Source organism: Vibrio harveyi (genome assembly GCF_030060435.1).
Taxonomy (GTDB): Bacteria; Pseudomonadota; Gammaproteobacteria; order Enterobacterales; family Vibrionaceae; genus Vibrio; species Vibrio harveyi.
On the sequence record NZ_CP125876.1, the window covers coordinates 1,563,044 to 1,582,536 of the forward strand.

The 19,493-nt window shown below is 44.3% G+C and carries 18 protein-coding genes; 8 read left to right on the forward strand and 10 right to left on the reverse strand.

Features of this window, described 5'->3' with window-relative positions:
• The first annotated feature begins 454 nt into the window (after nucleotides 1-454).
• Both QMY49_RS23540 and QMY49_RS23545 read left to right on the forward strand, forming a co-directional pair.
• Nucleotides 455-646, forward strand: a complete 192-nt coding sequence (locus tag QMY49_RS23540) for a hypothetical protein (protein WP_005447081.1) — start codon at nucleotides 455-457, stop codon at nucleotides 644-646.
• A 110-nt stretch (nucleotides 647-756) separates the two neighbouring features.
• Nucleotides 757-1,215: a hypothetical protein gene (locus tag QMY49_RS23545; protein ID WP_009699017.1), complete on the forward strand. Its 459-nt coding sequence runs from the start codon at nucleotides 757-759 to the stop codon at nucleotides 1,213-1,215.
• A gap of 144 nt (nucleotides 1,216-1,359) precedes the next feature.
• Here the strand turns inward: QMY49_RS23545 and QMY49_RS23550 are convergent, their stop codons facing one another.
• Nucleotides 1,360-4,077, reverse strand: coding sequence for an SO2930 family diheme c-type cytochrome (locus QMY49_RS23550; RefSeq protein WP_283314728.1), 2,718 nt, complete (start codon nucleotides 4,075-4,077; stop codon nucleotides 1,360-1,362).
• A gap of 45 nt (nucleotides 4,078-4,122) precedes the next feature.
• Nucleotides 4,123-5,409, reverse strand: a complete 1,287-nt coding sequence (locus QMY49_RS23555; protein ID WP_045458919.1) for an outer membrane protein transport protein — start codon at nucleotides 5,407-5,409, stop codon at nucleotides 4,123-4,125.
• Between the two features lie 469 nt (nucleotides 5,410-5,878).
• Here QMY49_RS23555 and QMY49_RS23560 point away from each other — a divergent pair, with 469 nt between their 5' ends.
• On the forward strand, nucleotides 5,879-6,856 hold the full coding sequence (locus QMY49_RS23560; protein ID WP_283314731.1) for a ribonuclease Z: 978 nt from the start codon (nucleotides 5,879-5,881) through the stop codon (nucleotides 6,854-6,856).
• 87 nt (nucleotides 6,857-6,943) lie between these two features.
• Here the strand turns inward: QMY49_RS23560 and QMY49_RS23565 are convergent, their stop codons facing one another.
• The gene (locus tag QMY49_RS23565; protein ID WP_283314734.1) at nucleotides 6,944-7,423 is read right to left on the reverse strand and encodes an aminoacyl-tRNA deacylase; all 480 of its coding nucleotides are present in this window, start codon (nucleotides 7,421-7,423) and stop codon (nucleotides 6,944-6,946) included.
• Between the two features lie 129 nt (nucleotides 7,424-7,552).
• Here QMY49_RS23565 and QMY49_RS23570 point away from each other — a divergent pair, with 129 nt between their 5' ends.
• The 3 genes from QMY49_RS23570 to QMY49_RS23580 all read left to right on the forward strand — a co-directional run bounded on the left by QMY49_RS23570 (nucleotide 7,553) and on the right by QMY49_RS23580 (nucleotide 10,132).
• Complete coding sequence (locus QMY49_RS23570; protein ID WP_283314737.1) at nucleotides 7,553-9,094, forward strand: glutamate synthase-related protein; 1,542 nt, start codon at nucleotides 7,553-7,555, stop codon at nucleotides 9,092-9,094.
• 113 nt (nucleotides 9,095-9,207) lie between these two features.
• Nucleotides 9,208-9,660, forward strand: coding sequence for a type II RES/Xre toxin-antitoxin system antitoxin (gene parS / locus QMY49_RS23575; protein WP_005426938.1), 453 nt, complete (start codon nucleotides 9,208-9,210; stop codon nucleotides 9,658-9,660).
• Nucleotide 9,661: 1 nt separating this feature from the next.
• Nucleotides 9,662-10,132, forward strand: a complete 471-nt coding sequence (locus tag QMY49_RS23580; protein WP_005447071.1) for an RES family NAD+ phosphorylase — start codon at nucleotides 9,662-9,664, stop codon at nucleotides 10,130-10,132.
• A gap of 51 nt (nucleotides 10,133-10,183) precedes the next feature.
• Here QMY49_RS23580 and QMY49_RS23585 read toward each other — a convergent pair whose 3' ends face one another.
• A complete protein-coding gene (locus QMY49_RS23585) occupies nucleotides 10,184-12,031 on the reverse strand; it encodes an acyltransferase family protein (protein ID WP_283316790.1) in 1,848 nt (615 codons plus the stop codon).
• A gap of 255 nt (nucleotides 12,032-12,286) precedes the next feature.
• Between QMY49_RS23585 and nifW the strand changes: the two genes are divergently transcribed.
• Entirely contained in the window at nucleotides 12,287-12,562 is a 276-nt protein-coding gene (nifW, locus tag QMY49_RS23590) for a nitrogenase-stabilizing/protective NifW family protein (protein ID WP_005441361.1), read from the forward strand.
• A 148-nt stretch (nucleotides 12,563-12,710) separates the two neighbouring features.
• Here nifW and QMY49_RS23595 read toward each other — a convergent pair whose 3' ends face one another.
• Together QMY49_RS23595 and gloA are read right to left on the reverse strand one after the other, a co-directional pair.
• The gene (locus tag QMY49_RS23595) at nucleotides 12,711-13,811 is read right to left on the reverse strand and encodes an alkene reductase (protein ID WP_283314746.1); all 1,101 of its coding nucleotides are present in this window, start codon (nucleotides 13,809-13,811) and stop codon (nucleotides 12,711-12,713) included.
• Between the two features lie 11 nt (nucleotides 13,812-13,822).
• On the reverse strand, nucleotides 13,823-14,209 hold the full coding sequence (gene gloA / locus QMY49_RS23600) for a lactoylglutathione lyase (protein WP_009699026.1): 387 nt from the start codon (nucleotides 14,207-14,209) through the stop codon (nucleotides 13,823-13,825).
• 290 nt (nucleotides 14,210-14,499) lie between these two features.
• Between gloA and QMY49_RS23605 the strand changes: the two genes are divergently transcribed.
• The gene (locus tag QMY49_RS23605; RefSeq protein WP_283314747.1) at nucleotides 14,500-14,877 is read left to right on the forward strand and encodes a MazG nucleotide pyrophosphohydrolase domain-containing protein; all 378 of its coding nucleotides are present in this window, start codon (nucleotides 14,500-14,502) and stop codon (nucleotides 14,875-14,877) included.
• 140 nt (nucleotides 14,878-15,017) lie between these two features.
• Here the strand turns inward: QMY49_RS23605 and QMY49_RS23610 are convergent, their stop codons facing one another.
• The 4 genes from QMY49_RS23610 to QMY49_RS23625 form a co-directional block, all read right to left on the reverse strand.
• The gene (locus QMY49_RS23610) at nucleotides 15,018-15,197 is read right to left on the reverse strand and encodes a hypothetical protein (RefSeq protein WP_005447058.1); all 180 of its coding nucleotides are present in this window, start codon (nucleotides 15,195-15,197) and stop codon (nucleotides 15,018-15,020) included.
• A 40-nt stretch (nucleotides 15,198-15,237) separates the two neighbouring features.
• Nucleotides 15,238-15,576: an Hpt domain-containing protein gene (locus QMY49_RS23615; protein WP_005447056.1), complete on the reverse strand. Its 339-nt coding sequence runs from the start codon at nucleotides 15,574-15,576 to the stop codon at nucleotides 15,238-15,240.
• A 3-nt stretch (nucleotides 15,577-15,579) separates the two neighbouring features.
• A complete protein-coding gene (locus tag QMY49_RS23620; RefSeq protein ID WP_283314748.1) occupies nucleotides 15,580-17,124 on the reverse strand; it encodes a response regulator in 1,545 nt (514 codons plus the stop codon).
• A gap of 122 nt (nucleotides 17,125-17,246) precedes the next feature.
• On the reverse strand, nucleotides 17,247-19,391 hold the full coding sequence (locus tag QMY49_RS23625; RefSeq protein ID WP_283316792.1) for a serine/threonine-protein kinase: 2,145 nt from the start codon (nucleotides 19,389-19,391) through the stop codon (nucleotides 17,247-17,249).
• Between the last annotated feature and the right edge of the window lie 102 nt (nucleotides 19,392-19,493).

Below are 19,493 nucleotides of genomic sequence, written 5' to 3' on the forward strand. Positions count from 1 at the left end.
TGTTGATTTCATAAATATTGTAAACACAGGAAGCCGTACTAAATGCGGTGAACTTTGATGGAGGCAAGTTCCTCTTTTTGAAAGTGATGGAATTTCAAATGAAAATTCGTGATCTCTATAAAGCCCTTACCCAAAGTTAAAAGCGAGGTTGCACGGGTACATTCAAAGCTCCTAGTTCTCCAAAGTTATGAAAAACTACGATTTATGGTCAAATAAGGGACAGAATGTGTTCTTCGGGGGTTAAGGTTGGCAGCCAGAGAGTAATTGATTGGCATCACTTGGCGCTTCCTCAAATATGCAATATTAGCTTACCGACTTTCAGACCCCGGTGGTGTTGACGACGACAATCATGGCGCGCATTCTTTTAAGTTCACTCAGGGCTAAGGCTCTTATTTAGCAAACAACTCGATAACTGCGTTTGGTGCGTGGGACTCGACTTTGAAAGGTAGCGCGTATGAACAAGGTTATTATGTTGGTGATGGGGCTGCTTTTTGCCAGTAGGTTGTTTGCAAGCATTGTCCCTCACGCAACCCAACTCGAACACGATGCGCCCATTCTCCTTCGCTCTGCATTGATCGTTGGCGTGGCAGCGTTCGCTGTTTGGAAAGTGTTCCAGTATTTTAAGAAGAGCAAATCTACCGACTAAGGCGACGTGAACAAGATTCGTTGGACATCCAACAAAAGAAACACTGGCAATTGAAATCACAGCCCTTAGAATGCGCACTCTAAAAGTTATAACTGATATAGAGTGATTTTATGCTTCGTGATTACACGTTCGATTGTCTTGTGACTATGCCTCGCCATGAACTGGAAGAGTTCAGTGCTCGCATGATCAGTAAAATGGTGCCAGAAGATGTGATGAACGAGCTGTTTACCTTTGATCAAGAAGAAGTAGACAGCGAAGACCGTATGTTATCGGCGCGTCTAGATGCAATGTTACGTATGACTGCAATCGCGCTAAGCGAAATTCAGCAAGCATTTGATGAATCCGATAATGCGAAGCAGAACAGTGAGCGAATGACTCGGCTTGTGCTGTGGCATTTCTACGCGATTTCATTCCGTTTAGAAGAAGCGATCACACTTGAAACGCACTGCGCGCAAGTTGAAAAGCTATTAGAAAATACACCAAACGATGTTTTTGCATGGGTGAAAACGCTAACTGAGCTTCTTCACACCTACGCAGAAATCAACGCGAAAGAGAATCCACAAGACTAAATCAATTTGGATTAAGCATAAAACCGCAAAAAGTCTCCGGCATAGCTGGAGACTTTTCATATGCTCTTCTATTTCGTTTGCCTTTAATACGGCTAGTTGAAGTAAGTTAATGGTTACTTAAACACTTGGTAGCCATTGATATTATTACTCTACACAGCTCCAGCCTGTGGTATCAATCGAGTTAATCCAATCGGCAATTAACTGAACACCTTCATCGTGAACAACGTGTCTGCCTAGTTCTGGCATCATATTTCCGTTGTCGACATTGATGCGGTAGTGCAGCACAGAGTTTTCTGGATCACCCGGTACAATCACATACGGAGATGGACCTTTGTGGAAGGTGATACCACGAGCGCAAATACCCATTTCACTGATCCCTTCACGCCAGTATTCAAACTTGAATGGATTACTCGCCGCTTTACCTTCGGTGCGATGGCAGTGCGCACAGTTCACATCAAGGTACGCTTTGGCGTAATCCAGTAGCTCAGTATCCGTTAGATTACTTGCTCCCGCTTCGGTATCAAAGACAGGGGTCTTAGGTAAGTTCTCTGGTGTATCTGGTAAAGCTTCTGTAAATAGCCCCAGCGTTTCCCAATGTACAAGTTGGTTGACTGGCGAGCCATCAGAGACATCTTGAACACTGTTTAGGTTACGAGCTTTAGGACCAATAGGAGAGAAACCTTTTGGCTGTGTGTTACCAGTAGGATCGGAGACATCAGATTCTACTTTGTGACACAAGGTACACTCATTTCGGCTTGGTACTTCATAAGTGAAATTAAGCGTTTCGCCGTTATGTTCTACGCTGCGCACAAAGGGTACCGATACGGCAGTCAGGTAAGCGTCGGTTTTGTCTTCATTCCATACGTAAGGCAAGGCAATCCAACCGCTGTCACGACGAATCAATAGGCGAGTCTCAATGAGCTCTTCATTTTCACCACGAGCATTCTCAGTACTCGAAGGTAGCGCAAAGGTTTTAACCAACACGGTACCGACTGGGAAGTCGAACACCTCTTGCTCACGATAGCTTGCAGAGGCTTCGTTCGGCATCACAACAAAGCGGTATTTGCGTGCATAGTCAGTAAAGAGTTCAACGTTCATCTCATACAAAGTACCTTTCGCAGATGCCGCTAAATTGAGGTTTTGTGTTGGATCGTTCGCGTCTTCAAACAGGTTGTATTGCGACAAGCTCACACAGTTTTCACCGTATGTCGCGCTTTCACGTGTAATCGCATCCCAGTTAATACCCGTCACGTCATCTAGGGCGCAGCTTGCGTTGCCGACGATACCGTTTGGTGTATCTGGATTATCAGGATCCGTCGCTCCGTCTTCGGTTTGATTGTAGCCATACACCACGCCATTAATTGTGACGGTATTGATGTCTAATGGCGTCTTAGAATCACAACCAGCGGTAAGTAGCGTTGTTTGCTCTTTCTCGTATAAGAAATCTGCATTGGCTGGGTTTTCCGCATAACGACCAATTGCGGTTGGGTCCATGTTATCAACCAATACACCGACACTTGCGCCATTGTTCACTAAACAGTTGCTGTCTGCATCGGTAAACTCGGTAAGGTAATTCCAGTTGGTTGTTCCTGTCATACCGTTGAGCGCATCACGCAATGGTGCAAACATCTGTGAACGAATCAGTGACTCACCCGCGCCATCATAAAACAGAGCAGGGAAGGCTTGATGATTCAATGTGTACGCTAAAATCATATCCTCAATCAGAGAACCATTTGGATTGGCGCCCGTGTTGGTAATGGTGTTATCGTGGAAATACATGTTGGTCGGAACAGGGTTCCAGCCCTGCATAACGGCATTGCCTTCAGATGTCCCATTGAGTGGGCTGTAAGCGTTGGGATCGCCGTTCACCAACAAGTAACTCGTCATAGCAAGTGCCATTGAGTCGTGGTTAGTAATCGTGTTGTTGAAGAACTCACTATTACGTCCGGACAGAATGACGACGCCAGTACCAGGAGGGACGATGCCTACCACGCCACAGCCGCCAAGCCCATTTTGACAGGTAGTATCAACGTAGTTCTCTAAGTTGTTGTCACGAATGACGTTATCAAAGATGCGTACATCATCAATTAAGCGACCAATAGTGGTGGCGCCCGGTAGGTCAAACAGCAGCACACCGCCCGTGTTTCCGAGCGCTAAGTTGTTGTAGACATCCACATTCGAACTGTTTTCAATCTCGATACCGGCGATGTTCTTTTCCGCTACGTTGTCACGGATAACCGCACCGATGGTTTGACCCACATAGATACCTGCATCGGCACTGCCGTAACTCCATGTATCTTCAATCAAGACGTTTTGAGATTTTACTGGATAGATGCCGTAAGTACCGCGTAGGTTGCCATCTTCGTCACGTGCACGAGGCACTTCGAGCCAAACCGCCGCGACATCACGAATAATGATGCCTTCAACCCCGTCTGCTTTAAGACCGTTTTTAGAAGCTTCCGCAATTTGGAGATCGGATACGGTGATGTTCGAACCACCACTGATGGCAATACCATCTTTGCCATCCACGCCACTGAAGTCGAGGTAGGTTTGGTCGATACCAGCACCACGTAACACGAGGTTATTCTTCGAATCGACCGTCAATTGGTTATTCATTTTGAAACAACCAGCGGGCAGTGTTACAACGCTGTTGTCTTCGGCAAGTTCGACCAGGTTTTCAATCGCGGTGACTTGTTCCGCGCTCGCCCATTCCTGACCGTTGCCACATAATTCTGGTGTACCGTATTCAGATAATTCATAACCGCTAGAGGTTTGCGGTTCGTCATAATCGTCACTGTTACAACCCATCAAAAGACTGGAACTGATGAGTGCAGCGACAACCGTTTTGTTTATTCCGTGCATGATTTGCTTCCCTGTAATTAGTGTTATTGACTCAGTCAGGAATAATTAGAAAGAGTGGTTGTATTGGATTCCGTATATGTAGGCATCACCTTCGGAGCGATAGGCGATATCCACGCCCGGTAGAGCGTGAGGCTCAAGCGGTTCAGTGAACGTGACTTCTTCGGCATCAATAAAGGTGAATCCAAAGTCGATTCGGCTGTTTTGATTGAAGGCATAGGTGGCACCAAAGCTGTAATTGATTCGGTCGGAATCTGGCAAGCTGATGCTCTTATCATTAACGTTAGGCGTTTCGTCGTAAGCAATACCAGCACGCAGTGTGAAGGATGGGTTGAGTTGGTAAGTTGCCCCAAACGCATATTTGAAGGAATTCTCGAAGTTCTCATCCTTTTGCAGAACTTCTTGTCCATCTACGGTGGCGCGGATTTCCTCAAACACATCCCAACCCGTCATCATCACACTGTAGTGAATAGCCAGTGGATCGGTAATCTGATGGAAACCAGAGAACTCAGTAATGCTCGGCAGGTTTAGGGTTAGGTCACCTGTCACGGTTTGACCCGGCATCGAAATCGCACTTGGGATGTCTGAGTAATAATCGCCTTCGAAATCCACATCCACTTTAGAGCGATAGCTTAATCCGAAACGGTGCTTCTCGTTGACCTCCCAAAGTGCGCCGAGGTTAAAACCGTAACCCCAGCCATCACCATCGAGTGATTTTGCCACGTCGGTGCGTGCAAAATTTGCGCCCGTATCAGCATTAATCGCATCGGCAAGAATACCCAACGTACGCGTGAGCTTGGCTTTACCATAAACAATGCTAGCGCCAGCACCGACACTGAACTCGTCGTTGATTCGGTAGGCGATGGTAGGGTTAAAATTAATGGTTTCTAAACTGGTTTCCCCACCAATCGGTCCGGCTAAATAGTCATCAGGGTATTCGGTTGCCAACCCAAAGTCAGTGAAGATGCCAAGCCCCCAGGACCACGAGTCATTGATTGGGGCAGCGATATAAAATGATGGCACAACCACATTGTCAACGACGTCATTGTTGGTTAGCTGATTATTGAAGGATTCTGAAGGTCCGTTACCGGTTACGCGAACCTCTGGCATGATGTAAGCAGCACCTACGGACAATTGGTAAGAATCGAACATTGCAATGGCAGCAGGGTTATGGGCAACCACCGATGCGCCGTCTGCTATGGCGGCTTCGCCTGCATTGGCACGCCCTAGACCTGCGGCAGAATGTTCGGATAATTGAAACCCAGCTGCGTATAATTTAGGGGAGCTGAGCGCTATAGCTATTGCAAGCGCGAGTTTTGCATTCCTTGTCTTCATATCACTCTGAAACTCCATGTGTTTTTAGGATGCGTTTTAAATAAAAGTGCCTAATAACCTATACAGGGGGTGAGTAGGTTATTCATTAAATACTCAGCTCAAGCATAAAAAACAATTAACATAGTTGTAACATTGAATTTCAGGATTTGTTATTACCATCTCATATAACTAATGGTTTGTAGTTTTTGGTATAAATATCTGTAAATGTTATAGTTAAGCTCGATTTATACATCGTGGATGTTTCACGAAAAAGCCCTATGCTGTTTGATGTCCACTGAAAAAGTGTGGCTTAAGTGTTATAGAATAGCGAATGGTAATAAATGCGTTTTGGTACAAATGTTTTAAACAGGTGTTTAATTGGTATTTGAGGCTTAGTGCTCTAATCGGTGAGAATCATACAATTTATCACTGGATCGAATGCTAAACTTTATGAGTAATTAGAGCTTTTACTTAAGGGATGGGAAGTCATATGGAGCTGTATTTCTTAGGAACGTCTTCTGGGGTTCCAACTAAATCCCGTAATGTTTCTGCGACTGCTTTGCTGGAGAGCAAGGGAAAAGGGTGGTTTCTGATTGACTGCGGAGAGGCGACTCAGCACCAATTGCTATACACTCCGTTATCACTTAATTATTTACGAGTTATTTGTATTACCCATATTCATGGCGACCATTGTTATGGTTTACCGGGCTTACTCGCCAGTGCAGGTATGAATAACCGTAAAGATCCTCTGACGATCATTGCCCCAGAGGGGATTAAACAGTGGTTTGAAGCGACTCAAGCGTTCACCAAACTCTATCTGCCATTTGAACTTCACTTCATTGAAGTAGAGCAGTTTGATTCGATTGAAATTGGTCAGTTTACGATTACCGCAACTGCACTTTCACATCGCGTTCCTAGCTTTGCTTACTGTTTTGAAGAGTCAACTATTCGAATGTATCCAGACATTGATAAGCTTGAGCAATCGAACATTCCGAGGGGACCTATCTGGGGAGAACTTGTCCGTGGTAATGATGTGGAGTACCGAGGTCAAACCTTAATGAGTAAGGCGTTTACTAAGCTTGCACATCCACCGAGAAAAGTGATTATTTGTGGTGATAACGACAAACCAGAAACGCTCGATAGTCTAATTGAAGGTGCGCACCTGTTGGTACACGAATCAACGTACTCAGAAGCGATGAAAGAGCGAGCAGGAGAAGTTGGTCACGCTTATTCCTCACAAGTCGCCAGTTATGCGCAGGCAAAACAAGTCCTGAACTTGATTCTCACTCACTTTAGTCCTCGCTATCAATTCAGCCCTGAAGCGGAAGTGTCGATCGAGCAGATTCGACAAGAAGCTCAAACCGCTTACTCTGGTCATCTCTTTCTTGCTCACGATCTCGCGCATTATCGAATTGACAGAGCGGGTTTGGTTGAGGAGGTTAAAGACGCTAAAGATACGAACGAATAAAGGCTCTTGTCGCGAAAGCAATTCAAAATGAAATTGTCACAACAAGAGCCAACTTGTTCTAGGCACTGCATTCATTGCAGCTTAAGACTAATGAAATACCTGACTACTAAAGCGTAGAAAACGACTTTCTCCCATCAGTTCACGGAATGCTTCTTTATCTAACTTAATCAAGGTTTCGTGATCGCCTGCTTCCAAATATACATGCTCTAAATTGGCGAGCATTTCATCGCAAATGGTTGCCATGTGATACGCGCTACCCACTGGAGGTATCGCACCGTTATCGCAATCGGTAAACAAACGATAGACTTCTCTTTCTTTGATTAAATGGAAAGAGGCGTTGAGCTCGTCATTCAATCGAGACAAGCTGATTTTATTATTTGCAGGCAAGACAGCCATCATATGACGACCTTGGTGATCTTCCAAAATCACGCCTTTTGCCAAGTTATTGAGAGGGATACCCGCTGCAACACCGCTTTGCAGCGAACTATTACTATGACTGTGATTCACGGTTTGAAAGTGAATATGGTACTCAGTCAAATAGTGGTCGAGCCGGGTTGACATGGTCATGTTAGCCTCCAAAGTGTTGAGACCCACATAAAGTATAGGTAAATCTCTATTCCCCTGACGCTTTACTTGAGCTGTTCTACGCTTACTGAAAGCCAACCACAGAGTATGGCATTGAAAAAGGGAAGCAAAATGAGCAAACCAGTAATAGCGGATAACAAACCCATCAAAGTTGAGCTTGTGCAAGGGCAAGAATATTACTTTTGTCGATGCGGGCGATCTAAGAACCAACCTTATTGTGATGGCTCCCATGCCGGAACCGATTTTAAACCCATGAGCTTTGTCGCTGAAAAGGATGAAGATGCGTACCTGTGTCAGTGTAAGCACACCGCAAATGCGCCTTTCTGCGATGGGACGCATAAGCAGTTTACCTCTGAGCAAGTAGGACAGGAAGGTCCGGGTATCCAAGCAGGAAATAACGAGATCCCGATTGCTGTGGCGACGCAAGAAGAACCCACAGTTGAGTTTATTCACCAATTGGCAAGAGAAGGGCTATCAAAGTTAGGGCATCATGGACCGATGACGGCGATGGGAGTGCCGAGAGACCAATTGCCACATTGGGATGAACTGCAAATGATGGTCGCACAAATGGCAACCAAACCTCTGATGGAGGATGTGCCGGTCAAAACCGAATTGGTGATTGGTCCAAAAGCGAAGAAGCCGCTGGTACTAAAAATTCCTTTGTTTGTCTCTGACATGAGTTTTGGCGCGTTATCAGAAGAAGCCAAAATCTCACTCGCGAAAGGTGCGGAGTTAGCCGGAACCGGAATTTGCTCCGGAGAAGGTGGTATGCTGCCAGAAGAACAAGCGGCAAACTCGCGCTATTTCTATGAACTGGCGAGTGCACAATTTGGTTACGACGAATCTAAGTTGCTCAATGTTCAAGCTTTCCACTTTAAAGGTGGGCAGGGAGCAAAAACAGGGACTGGTGGTCATCTACCAGCCAATAAAAATGTGGGCAAAATATCGCAAGTGCGTGGTATTCCCGAAGGGCAATCTGCGATTTCACCACCGACGTTTAAAGATCTGCATACCGCAGAAGATTTTAAAAAGTTTGCAGATCGGGTGCGTGAAGTAACAGGTGGTATCCCAATTGGATTTAAGCTCAGTGCAAATCATATCGAAGAAGATATTCAGTTCGCACTTGATGCCAGTGCGGACTACATCATTTTGGATGGTCGTGGAGGAGGCACGGGGGCAGCGCCTGCTATGTTCCGTGATCACATCAGCGTGCCAACCATTCCTGCTCTTGCTAGAGCAAGACGCTACCTGGATGCACAAGGTGTGAGTGACAGTGTCACGCTAATTGTCACGGGTGGACTGCGTGTTCCAATGGACTTTGTAAAAGCGATGGCGCTCGGTGCAGATGGCGTTGCGATTTCTAACAGTGCGATGCAGTCGATAGGTTGTGTAGCCGCGAGAATGTGCAATACAAACAATTGTCCAGCAGGCATTGCGACACAAAAAGCTGACTTAAGACAGCGGTTGAATGTGGATAAAGCCTCGGTTCAATTGAAGAACTTCTTTGAAGCCTCGGTTGAGTTGATGCAAGTGATGGCAAGAGCGTGTGGACACGATGATCTCAGCAAGTTTAATCAACACGACCTCGCCACTTGGAATCGCGATATGGCGTTGCTTTCTGGGGTGAAATACGCAGGCGTAGACAAGCCTTAACGTTTCTCTTGCTCTGATTCGTGCCTGTTTTACCGTGGCTGCAATTTGCACGATTGATAATTGAGCTCATATGGACCATAATATTAAGACCATTTGGTCTATAGGAGCTCAGTATGGCAACGGCAACATTAAAAAGCTTTAAACCGAAGCTGCCTCATAAGGCAAACTTCTGGTTTATGCTGGGCATTGAAGATGCCGAAACCGGTCGTACCGATGCGGTTCATAAAGGCTTTGAGCCAAAGGTATACCGTAATATCGTCGAGCGTGTGAAGCTTTCTCAAAGCGAATTCCAACACGTTACATTGATCCCGGTGAGCACCATCAAACGTCGACTCAAAAACGAAGAGCGCTTCAACACGCAAGAGAGTGATGCCATCTATCGTTTAGCGATGCTACTTAAGCTAGCAACAGAACTGTTTGATGATGAAGAACGCGCACTAGGTTGGATGCGAGAGAATGTTTACGGTTTGGGTGGCAAGCGCCCATTAGACATGGTTTCTACCACGGTTGATTTTGAAATCGTCAAAGATTTGATTGGACGACTAGAGCACGGGGTATTCTCGTAATATGAAGCTCTATCGACTGACTCAAAAGAAGTTCTCTGAGTCTCCATTTAGCCCAATCGGTGCCAAGCTATACGGTGGGCGATGGAACTCGAAAGGAACCGAAGCACTGTACTTTTCTCAATCCGAATCTCTTTGCTCGTTAGAAGTTTTCGTGCATGTAAACAACGATCCTGCTATCACCAAGCTTTACGATTTGTATCGTATCGAGATGCCGGAATACTTAATTGCCGCACTGGATGAAGAAGACTTACCGGTCACTTGGCGCTCCATTCCTGCTAGTGAATCCACACAATACATTGGCGACCAGTTTCTCAACGATCCACATCCTGAGTTTGCTGCACTGCAAGTGCCTTCAACGATTTCGCCTCGTGACAACAACTACGTCGTCAATCCAAACCATCCCAAGATGAAAGACATCCTGAAGAAAGCAGAGAAGCTTGATTTTGCTTTCGACCCAAGAATCTTCAAATAAAAAAGCTCAGCGTTTGGATTAGCGCTGAGCTTTCTTTCTTTTGTCATTGGGTTAATGCTGAGCAGTGAGTTGTTGATTGTCACTCAACTCCTTCTGATAGCTACTCAATACAATTTCTGCGCCTTTGTAAGAGAGGTGACTTGCATCGGTGTACATGGCATTGTTGCTGCCCACTTTCATTGCGCATTTACCCTGTTGGCAGATGTAGTTAGTAAGGTCGACAAACTCCACATGTTCAAATTGGTCAAAGTACGCTGCCAGCGTTGCTACATGATGCGGGTGTGACTGCTTCGGTGCAAAGTCACATTCATTGCCGGTGTTATCACCAAACAATTGCGCTTTCCATAAGCATTCGCCAATAGCATGCGGTGCAGAAGGTGTTGGACCAAAGACAACGATCTCTCTGTCTTCTAACTCGTTCAATAGATGGGTGAGCGACGCTTGGTAATCTTGCTTAGAGAGCTCTTTATTGAAGTTAGAAGAAATCACCACGCGTCGAATTGAAGGCGTATTCTGAATGGTTTCTACTGCATCGGTGAAGAAGCTTCGACACGATAGATTTTTGACTCCTGCAATCATGTCGACATAACCCACCGCACAAGAATCTTGCGTAAGCTGGACAACTCCCGTTGGCGTGTCATTCGAGAGTTGCTGAACAAAGACCATGCTGTGGCTGTTACCCAATACTGCGACAGTAGGCTCTGAAGATGAAGAACAAATATCGTTGATGGTTGTATTACCGTTACATGCAATGCCGTAGCCATTGTTTACGCGCATCGCTTCGAAAAACGCACTACGGTCGGGAAAGCCTCCATTTTTATGACCGACGACACCAAAAGCAAGCAACGGCAGGGTGATTAACACAAGTGAAGCAGCAAGTGTGCTCATGCCGATTTTCTTGCGGCTACGGAAAGGTTTTTCAACAAAGCGCCAAGTTAAGTAAGAAAAGGCAAATAGAGCGACAAGATAAAACGCGAGGCTGAACTCTTGTCCGGCAGTAAGTACGTAGCGATAAAAAACCAGCAACGGAATGTGCCACAAATAAAGGCTATAGCTGATCAACCCAACAAAAACCACTGATTTGAGGCTTAGAGCTTTACCCAGCGTGTTGTCTTTGGATGAGAACAAGATAATAAGCGCGGTGCCAATCACAGGGATTAACAGCATGAGCCCAGCGCCATCTTTTGATTTATCAAACAACAAAGCAGAAGCGAGAACTAGCGTTAAACCAATCATGGCTAAGGTGTTGTTGGGTTTGATGACGGTTTTGCGCATCACTAGGGCAATCAGAGAACCCGCCGCCAGTTCCCACGCACGAGAGAAAATCATGTAAAAGGCGAAATCAGGATCGCCACTGGCGTACCAAATAGTCATCAGGCTTAGTGCAAACACCGCAATGAAGAAGGTGAGGTAAGACATGAGCTTGCCACGTGCCAGAAGCATAAGCAGAAGTGGGATGACAATGTAGTATTGTTCTTCTACGCCCAAGCTCCAAGTATGAAAGAGCGGATTGGCTTGTTCTTCCAGCCCAAAATAATTGTGCCCTTTGAGGTAAAGCAAAACATTAGAAGCGGACAGAATGGAAGACACAGAAAACTCGCCCACCTCTTTGTGTGCGTGGGGAAGGAACAACCACCAAGAGAGCAGGTAACACACGGCAATAACCAACAGCAGTAAGGGCAGAATTCTACGAATACGGCGCTCGTAGAAATCAGCAAGGCTGAATTGGTTCTTATCCAAATCGTTTATCACAATTGTGGTAATTAAATAGCCACTGATCACGAAGAACACGTCTACGCCAATAAAGCCACCAGCGAACGCTTCAATGTCTGCATGGAAAAAGATCACCAATAGGACCGCAATCGCTCTTAATCCATCTATTTCTGCTCGGTAAGTCATCATCATCTCTCCCTAGTCAACAAACTCACTAACGCAAAATGTGCACCAAAAATTAGGCTCATAAAATCAGTGAGTTAAAAACCACTCTGAAGATGAGAAGAGTTTTGCAGGGTGACTTCTTATATTGATTTTCATTTTGAAAATTTAAAACTCGGCGCTTTCTAGCAAAATGACGTGCTACGGATGTAAATCAAAGAACGGTTGAACGGAAGTTTTTATACTGAAAGCCAAGTGAACAAACTCAGAAACGAGGCTATGAGCCAAAACGATATTCAAGCCAAGATTGCCAGCTTTACTTGTATCGAAGAAGCTTTGGATTACTTCGATATTGGTTTTGACAGCCGCTTTATTGATAAACACAGAGTGGAGTTAGTGAAGCGCTTCAATGGCTATTTGATTCTGACTAAGCCTGAAGATTGGTTTGCGGCTCGCCGTGCATTAAAGAACGCATACTGTAAGGTGCAACGCAGTTTACTGGATAAAACTACACGCTCAGCTTGTCGTGGTTGCACTTCTTGCCAGCGTCGTTAGAGAAAACTCTAATGCCAAAACCATAATGTCAGACAACACCGGACGCTAAAAAGAAACCCCGCAGATGCACTCAAACGCATCTGCGGGGTTTTTGTCTATTCAACTTGCCTATTCAAATAAGTCGGCTGAACTAGGCAAGCGAAACAATTTAGTTTGCTTGGTAAGTTGGGTAATCCAACAGACCTTTTTCGTTACCACCAAACAGCGTCGCAGGATCGTGAGCCGCTAGCGGGTAATCGTTCTTGATTCGGTTCGGTAGGTCAGGGTTCGCGATGAACGGACGACCAAAGCCAACCATATCTGCCAAGCCACTTTCTAGAGCTTCAGCCGCTTTCTCTGTGTTGTAGCGACCAGCATAAATGATGGTGCCTTTGTAAGCTTCACGAACGGCTGTTTTGAACTCAGCAGGCGTATCTGGTGCGTCATCCCAGTCTACTTCTGCAATGTGCATGTAAACAACGTTTAGCTTATCAAGCAGTGTCGCAGCAGTTGTGTAAGTTTCTACTGGTGTTTTATCTACAGTACCATTTAGTGACGTAAACGGAGCAAGACGAACACCAACGCGCTCAGCACCAATCGCTTGAGTCATCGCTTCAACCACTTCACCCAAGAAACGTAGACGGTTTTCAACTGAACCACCGTATTCATCTGTACGGTTGTTTGCTTCAGAATCGATGAACTGGTTTACAAGGTAGCCGTTTGCTGCGTGTAGTTCGATGCCATCAAAGCCCGCTTCAATCGCATTCAATGCCGCTTGACGGTACTCTTCGATAACCACTTTGATGTCTTCTTTCGTCATCTCACGTGGTTCTACCACGTCAACAAAACCAGGTTCATCCGTGCCGTTATCGATAAACACTTTCACGTTTTCTGCTTTTAGTGCAGAAGAAGAAATTGGTTGCTCACCACCGATGTTGTCAGGGTGGGTTACACGGCCTACGTGCCAAAGCTGAGCGAAGATCGCGCCGCCTTTTGCATGTACAGCGTCAGTGACTTTTTTCCAACCTGCGATTTGTTCTTGGCTGTAAATACCCGGTGTCCAAGCGTAACCTTGACCCATAGGTGAAATCTGTGTGCCTTCTGCAACAATCAAACCCGCAGATGCGCGCTGTGCATAGTACTCAGCCATCATGTCGTTTGCGACGTTACCAGGTTGGCTTGCACGAGAGCGAGTCATTGGCGGCATAACGATACGGTTCTGAAGCGTTAGAGAACCAAGTTGTACAGGTTGAAACAATGTATCTTTCATGACTAACCTCGTTATTTGCTTGTTTGAATCAATTCGATTTGGTAGCCGTCAGGATCTTTGATGAATGCGATGTGAGTTTCACCGCCTTTCATTGGGCCGGGTTCACGAGCGACATTGCCACCAAGTGCTTTGATTTTGTCGCATGCAGCGTAAATATCTTCACAACCTAATGCCATGTGACCGAACGCATTACCTAGGTCATAACTGTCTGTGTCCCAGTTGTAAGTCAGCTCAATCGTCGCGCTGTCTGGTTGGTCTGCGTTGCCCACAAATACGAGCGTGTAGCGGTATTCCGTGTTTTCGAAGCGATCAAGCTCGCTCATGCCAAGAACTTTGGTGTAAAACTCAATGGACTTATCTAGATCAGCAACGCGGATCATAGTGTGAAGAAATTTCATATTTAACCTTCTTATCTCGGCTTGTTAGGTGTTATTCGAACAACAACCGTGCCCCAACAAACAACGTCATTGGGATTAAGATAATGGCTAACCTTGAAAACATGAAATTATCATTGGTTATTGATTGCATAACATATTGTTATTAATGAGAGGCATTAAGTTCACTTTGTTTGTGATGATACTGAAAAAAATGAGGTGAATAACGGATGCTTTCTTTTTGAATTTAAATTACTTAGAGTGAGTGACTATCTAATTGAAAGCACAAATCTTGGTGTAAAGAGGAGAAAGCAATGGAGAGCTTTAAAGCCTTGTTTGACATTGCTCAGCGCAAAGCTGAATACGACAAGAACAACACTTGGTATAGAGGTTCAGAAACGTATTTTGATGCGCTACACAAAGAGCTTGAAGAAGTCAGCGAAGAGATCGCTAAAGAGCGTCTGTGTTATCTAGAAGATGAACTTGGCGATGTGTTGTGGAACTACTTAAATATCCTGATGGCGTTAGAAAAAGAGCAGGGCATTGACCCTTATTCTGTTTTAAATCGAGCAGTAGAGAAATACCAAGCTCGGGTGACAGCGATTGAAAACAACGGAAGCTGGGCGGAAGTAAAAGTAGATCAAAAGGAAAAGTTACAGCAAGAATACCAAGGCAAGATGAATGAAAATTAAGCCTATACCCAAGTAACCTCAAGATGGGTGTCTATTTGATAAAAACTAGGGGTAAGGCTCGCTTACCCCTAGTTAGAAATCAAAGTGAACTAGAGCATTAAAGTAAACTAATGAGTAGGTTAGCTTCTAACGTCTCGCTTTCACTTCGCGTTTGTCACTGCAAGCAAAAGCTCAAGCTCTTCGGGTGTAAGTAAGTCCTTGTTTTTAAGAAGTTCGCTTTCGTCCAAAGAGAGTTGAGTTTGACTTATTAAGTATTTTTTTTGAGTTGGAGTCAGATCCTTAAGTGAATCTATCAACTCTTTAAAATTCGTGTTATTCATAGCCTAGCATTCCAATTAACGTATATTTTTTATAGTGTTGTTACTGATCCATGTTAGATAAGTAATCTGTTATTTGCTGGTTTATCGTCACCAGCTCTTTATTAACTATAGCTAGATCCCCGCTATCCGGTGCGATATTGTCTCTTGTGTGCTCCTCAATGTTGCTCAATGCGGTTACAGCTGACTCTTCTCCAAAGCTAGAAAGGATGCCTTTTAAGCTGTGTGATAATAAGAATAAGTCCCCCCAGTTCTGCTCTGCGTTGAGTTGGTTGATTCTTTCTAATCCATCTTCGTAGTCTTCCATGTAAGTTGAGAAAACAGCAAAGATAATGTCGACATCGTTGTCCATGTAGGTATTCAACACTTCGAAATTGATCATTATTCATCTCCACTGTGTGGCTTGTAAGTTAAAAGGTATTGGTAACTGGGTCGAATACGATCCCGAAAGATAATCTTTGAGCCAGTTAGACCAATTTGGTGGTAGTGGACGCTGAGAAAGGAATTCAATGCTCTCATCCAAAATGATGTCTGTCGCTTCAATGTTGTTATCCGATAGCCGCTTGAGGCGCATCTCGACTGAGAAAGGGTATCTTTTGCCTAACGTCTCTTCATCGGAGTTCTTTTGTTCGCTGAGTTTTAAAGCGGTTCCTGACTTCGCTGCAAGTAAGGTTAACAAGCAACGCTTGATAGCAAACTCGCCGAAAAAGTCCATCAAAGGAATAGCTTGTTTTAATAGCAGTAAAGGTGCTTTGTTCGGCGTTGCGTAGTAGTAGCTAAGTGAGTGCATTAGCTTTCTGTGGGCGTACTCCGGACGTGATTCTAGTAAAAGAAGCTTACATTGCATCATCTGCTTAAAAGCGGCTAAATCAACTTGTTGGTTACGATTAAGCTGTTTCTCAGCGAGCAAACAAAATTCATTGAGCTTTAGGAGTACTTTCTTTTTGTCATTTGCATTAGTGAGCGTTTTAAAATGTTCACTAATCAAGTCGACATAAGTATTCATCGCAGCGAGCCACTGAGTATCCGTGGATGAAACATTGGATGCGTAAAGGTAACCAACGTCGTACAGTCGCTCGAACTGAGCGAGTTTTGACAGAACCCTAGATACAGTAATCAGTCTTGCACTGCTACTAGGGGTGAGCTCAAAGGCTCGGTTTGCAAGTATAGAGGCGTTATTGTGTTGCCCTAAGGTTTCATAAAGCCCGACAAGATTATCGATAGCCCTTAAGCAAAGCGGATTGTGTGTGACGTAATTTGCAAGGACTTCAACAGCTTCACGGATCTTACCTTTTTGGTGAAGTAGGAATGCTTCAGCACAAATTCGACTCGCGTGCTCTTTGTCGTTGCAAAAAGGAAGGAAGTTCTCTAGTACCTCAAACTGTTTCGCTTCAATCAAAGTATCAATTAAGAGTGATTCAACACAAACACTGGCCGCGTATTTCTTATGCAGTTGCGCAACGTCATTGAGAGAAAGCACTGAAACTTTGCTAAGGTATTGTTTTACTTCAGCAAGGTGATGCTGCTCTTGTAAAGCAGTGAGCATTTTAGTTTGTAGTGCTTTTGTCTGAAGCGGCTTAGTAAGTAGATGTCTAACACGGCCAGAAAGCGCAGTGAGCACGGTTTCTTGCGTAGCGTCACCAGATATCATAAGCACGGCTGTTGTGTCTGATATCAATTTCGCTCGACTCATCAGGTTAATTAGATCAAGCCCGGTCAACTTAGAAGACAGGTGATAATCCATAATGATGAACGAGTAAAAGCGAGTCTTAGTAGCACTCAACGCCTGCTGCGCATTGTTAACGCAGGTAATGTTGGATATTTTGGCTCCCAGCGAGACGAGTTGATGCTTGATCAACGTTGAAGAGGTTGAACAGTCATCAATGACTAAAATGCTGATGTTATCGACTTCGATCTTCCCTGTGGTCAAACTTCTACCTATTTATACGGATTAGCACACTCTAAAATAAAATTAGTCATCAGTTTGCATAAAGGCAAGCGCTTTTACGTTAAAATAAGGGGCGATATGCCCCTCATCAACTTTTGTAGTCATTAACTCTGTTCAGCTTCCGTTTCGACGCGTTTTAACAGCTCGTTTGCCTTCTTCATCGCACGCCTCGCACTTTTAGACTTCCGCTTGTTTAAAAGAATGTCAGAAAACTGTAGGTACTTATCGGCGGTTTGGAATCGTAGATCATTAATATCTTGGAAACCCGGCGGGAAATTTTCAGAAAATGCATCAATATCTTTGACGAGCTTATCTAGGTTAACCGTTGTGCGAGCTTGGTTGAGTCGGTAGTGCAGTCCTTCAAACTCTTCCTGATACAACAATCGTGCAGCATCAGCAGGGAAAGGCAACGGCGTTGAGCTCTCTTTTGCGGTCTCGTAAAGTTTCATTTCCAATACCGCATCTTTCATCGTATTGCTAATCGCCAAATTTTGCTGATGTTCTTCAGACTCAGCAAAAAAGGAGTTTCCAACTTTGATGAGTGTGACTAAAGCTGCTGCATCGCGTATTTTTAGCGCTTCATTGAGGTGTTGACCAAAGACTTCGCTTGCCAACGAGCTAGGAGTGAAAGGGTACTCTTTATGTATTTCATGGAGTTCCTTTTTGAGATCGTAAATAGATTTAGCCTCGTCTTGCTGGGTGTACAAGGATTTTTCTAAGTGGCTGTTTATCTGTCTCGCAATAGAAAGCAGAGTAGAGTGTTTGCTTGATTGAATATCCAATGCCAAAACTTCGATTTTATGGGAGTCTGGGTAATAGATTTTTGCTTGCTGTAAGATGGATTCAATCTGTTTGTAGTTTGGATAAGTCGTTACATCAGAGTTAAGTACGTCATCGATCTTTGCTTCAAATTCTCCAAGGATATGCGGTTTATACAAACGTAGGAAACCAGCAGCAATCACTGGGTGTATCCCTTGTTTGTTGTCAATTAACGCTTTGGTTTGCTCCGGAAGCGTATTTAACAGTTGCTCTGCAGATTCGATGGCTTGATCTTTTTCTATGAGAGTAAGGTTGAGTTGGTTAATGGTATTTTGCTGTTGTTGATAGAACGTACCTAACAAACCCATTAAGGCAAGACTGGCGGCTATACCTGAATAAAGTGACCAACGGTTCTTATTTAACAGGTGCTTGATATCAGTAGCGCTGAGCTGAGAAGGGACGACACCAGTAGCAAAAGCTTTAGAGAAGATGCGCCACTTTGAAAATGGAAAGTGAGATGGCTTGCTTACTTTAACGCTTTTTTTAAGCGCTTCGTTGACTGGGGTTCGTCCATATGGGTGTTTGCAGCTCAGCAACTCGAAAGTAATGCAGAAAAACGCAAACAGATCGTCACTTTGTTTCGGTTCTTTGCCCGATAAGATATCAAGTGAGGCATAATTCGGTGTATAACCCAGCGTGTCAGTGTCTTGTGATTTTCGTTTTGCTGCATATTGGTCATGCTTCAGTTGGTGCGTTTTAGAGACGCCAAAGTCCAGCAACTTCACTTTACCTTCCGAAGTGAGAATGATGTTTGCGGGCTTTAAGTCTGCATGGACCACACCAAGTGAATGTGCATACGATAATGCATCTAACGTTTGGTTCAGAATTGAAAGGGTGGCGTTGTACTTTAACCCGTCCGGTCTAGAGCGTTGAATAAGTCCTTCTAATGTTTCCCCATCAACATATTCCATCACGAGGAAATAGATTTCTCCGTCTACTCCAAAATCGTAGACTCGGATGATGTTGGGGTGACTAAGCTTCTGAGTTTGTTGTGCTTCACGAATCAGCATGCGGGCGGTTTCTGGCTGAGACGCATACTCTTTTTGTAGTACCTTTAATGCGACATAGGGGACATCTGCTCCAGAAGATTCAAGAATTTTGTCTTTCGCCAAAAAGACGTCACATAAACCACCATGGCCGATCAAAGATTCAATTTCATAACGGTTTTTTACCGTCTCCCCGAGCAATGAATCAGATCGAGTTTGCTTATCATCATTATCAATATTACGCACTAATTTATTTGCTGGTGGAATTGTGTTTAGGTTCTGAGACACTTTTGTATTTGTTTCATTATTATTTAGGGCAGAGCCTTCATTGTTTATATTGCCCTTATTGTCATTTGTATTTTCTCTTTTTTGAGTCTTTACAATTTTGGTTTTATCGCCACTGCATTCTTTATTTATAGAACTGTCTTTATTTTTGTCGTCCATCACGAGGCTCCATATAAAATGATGGTGTGAATATATAACTCATCTGCTAATGAAAAATGATTAAATGAAGATTTCTCGGTTAAGCTAACATCGGTTTTTTGA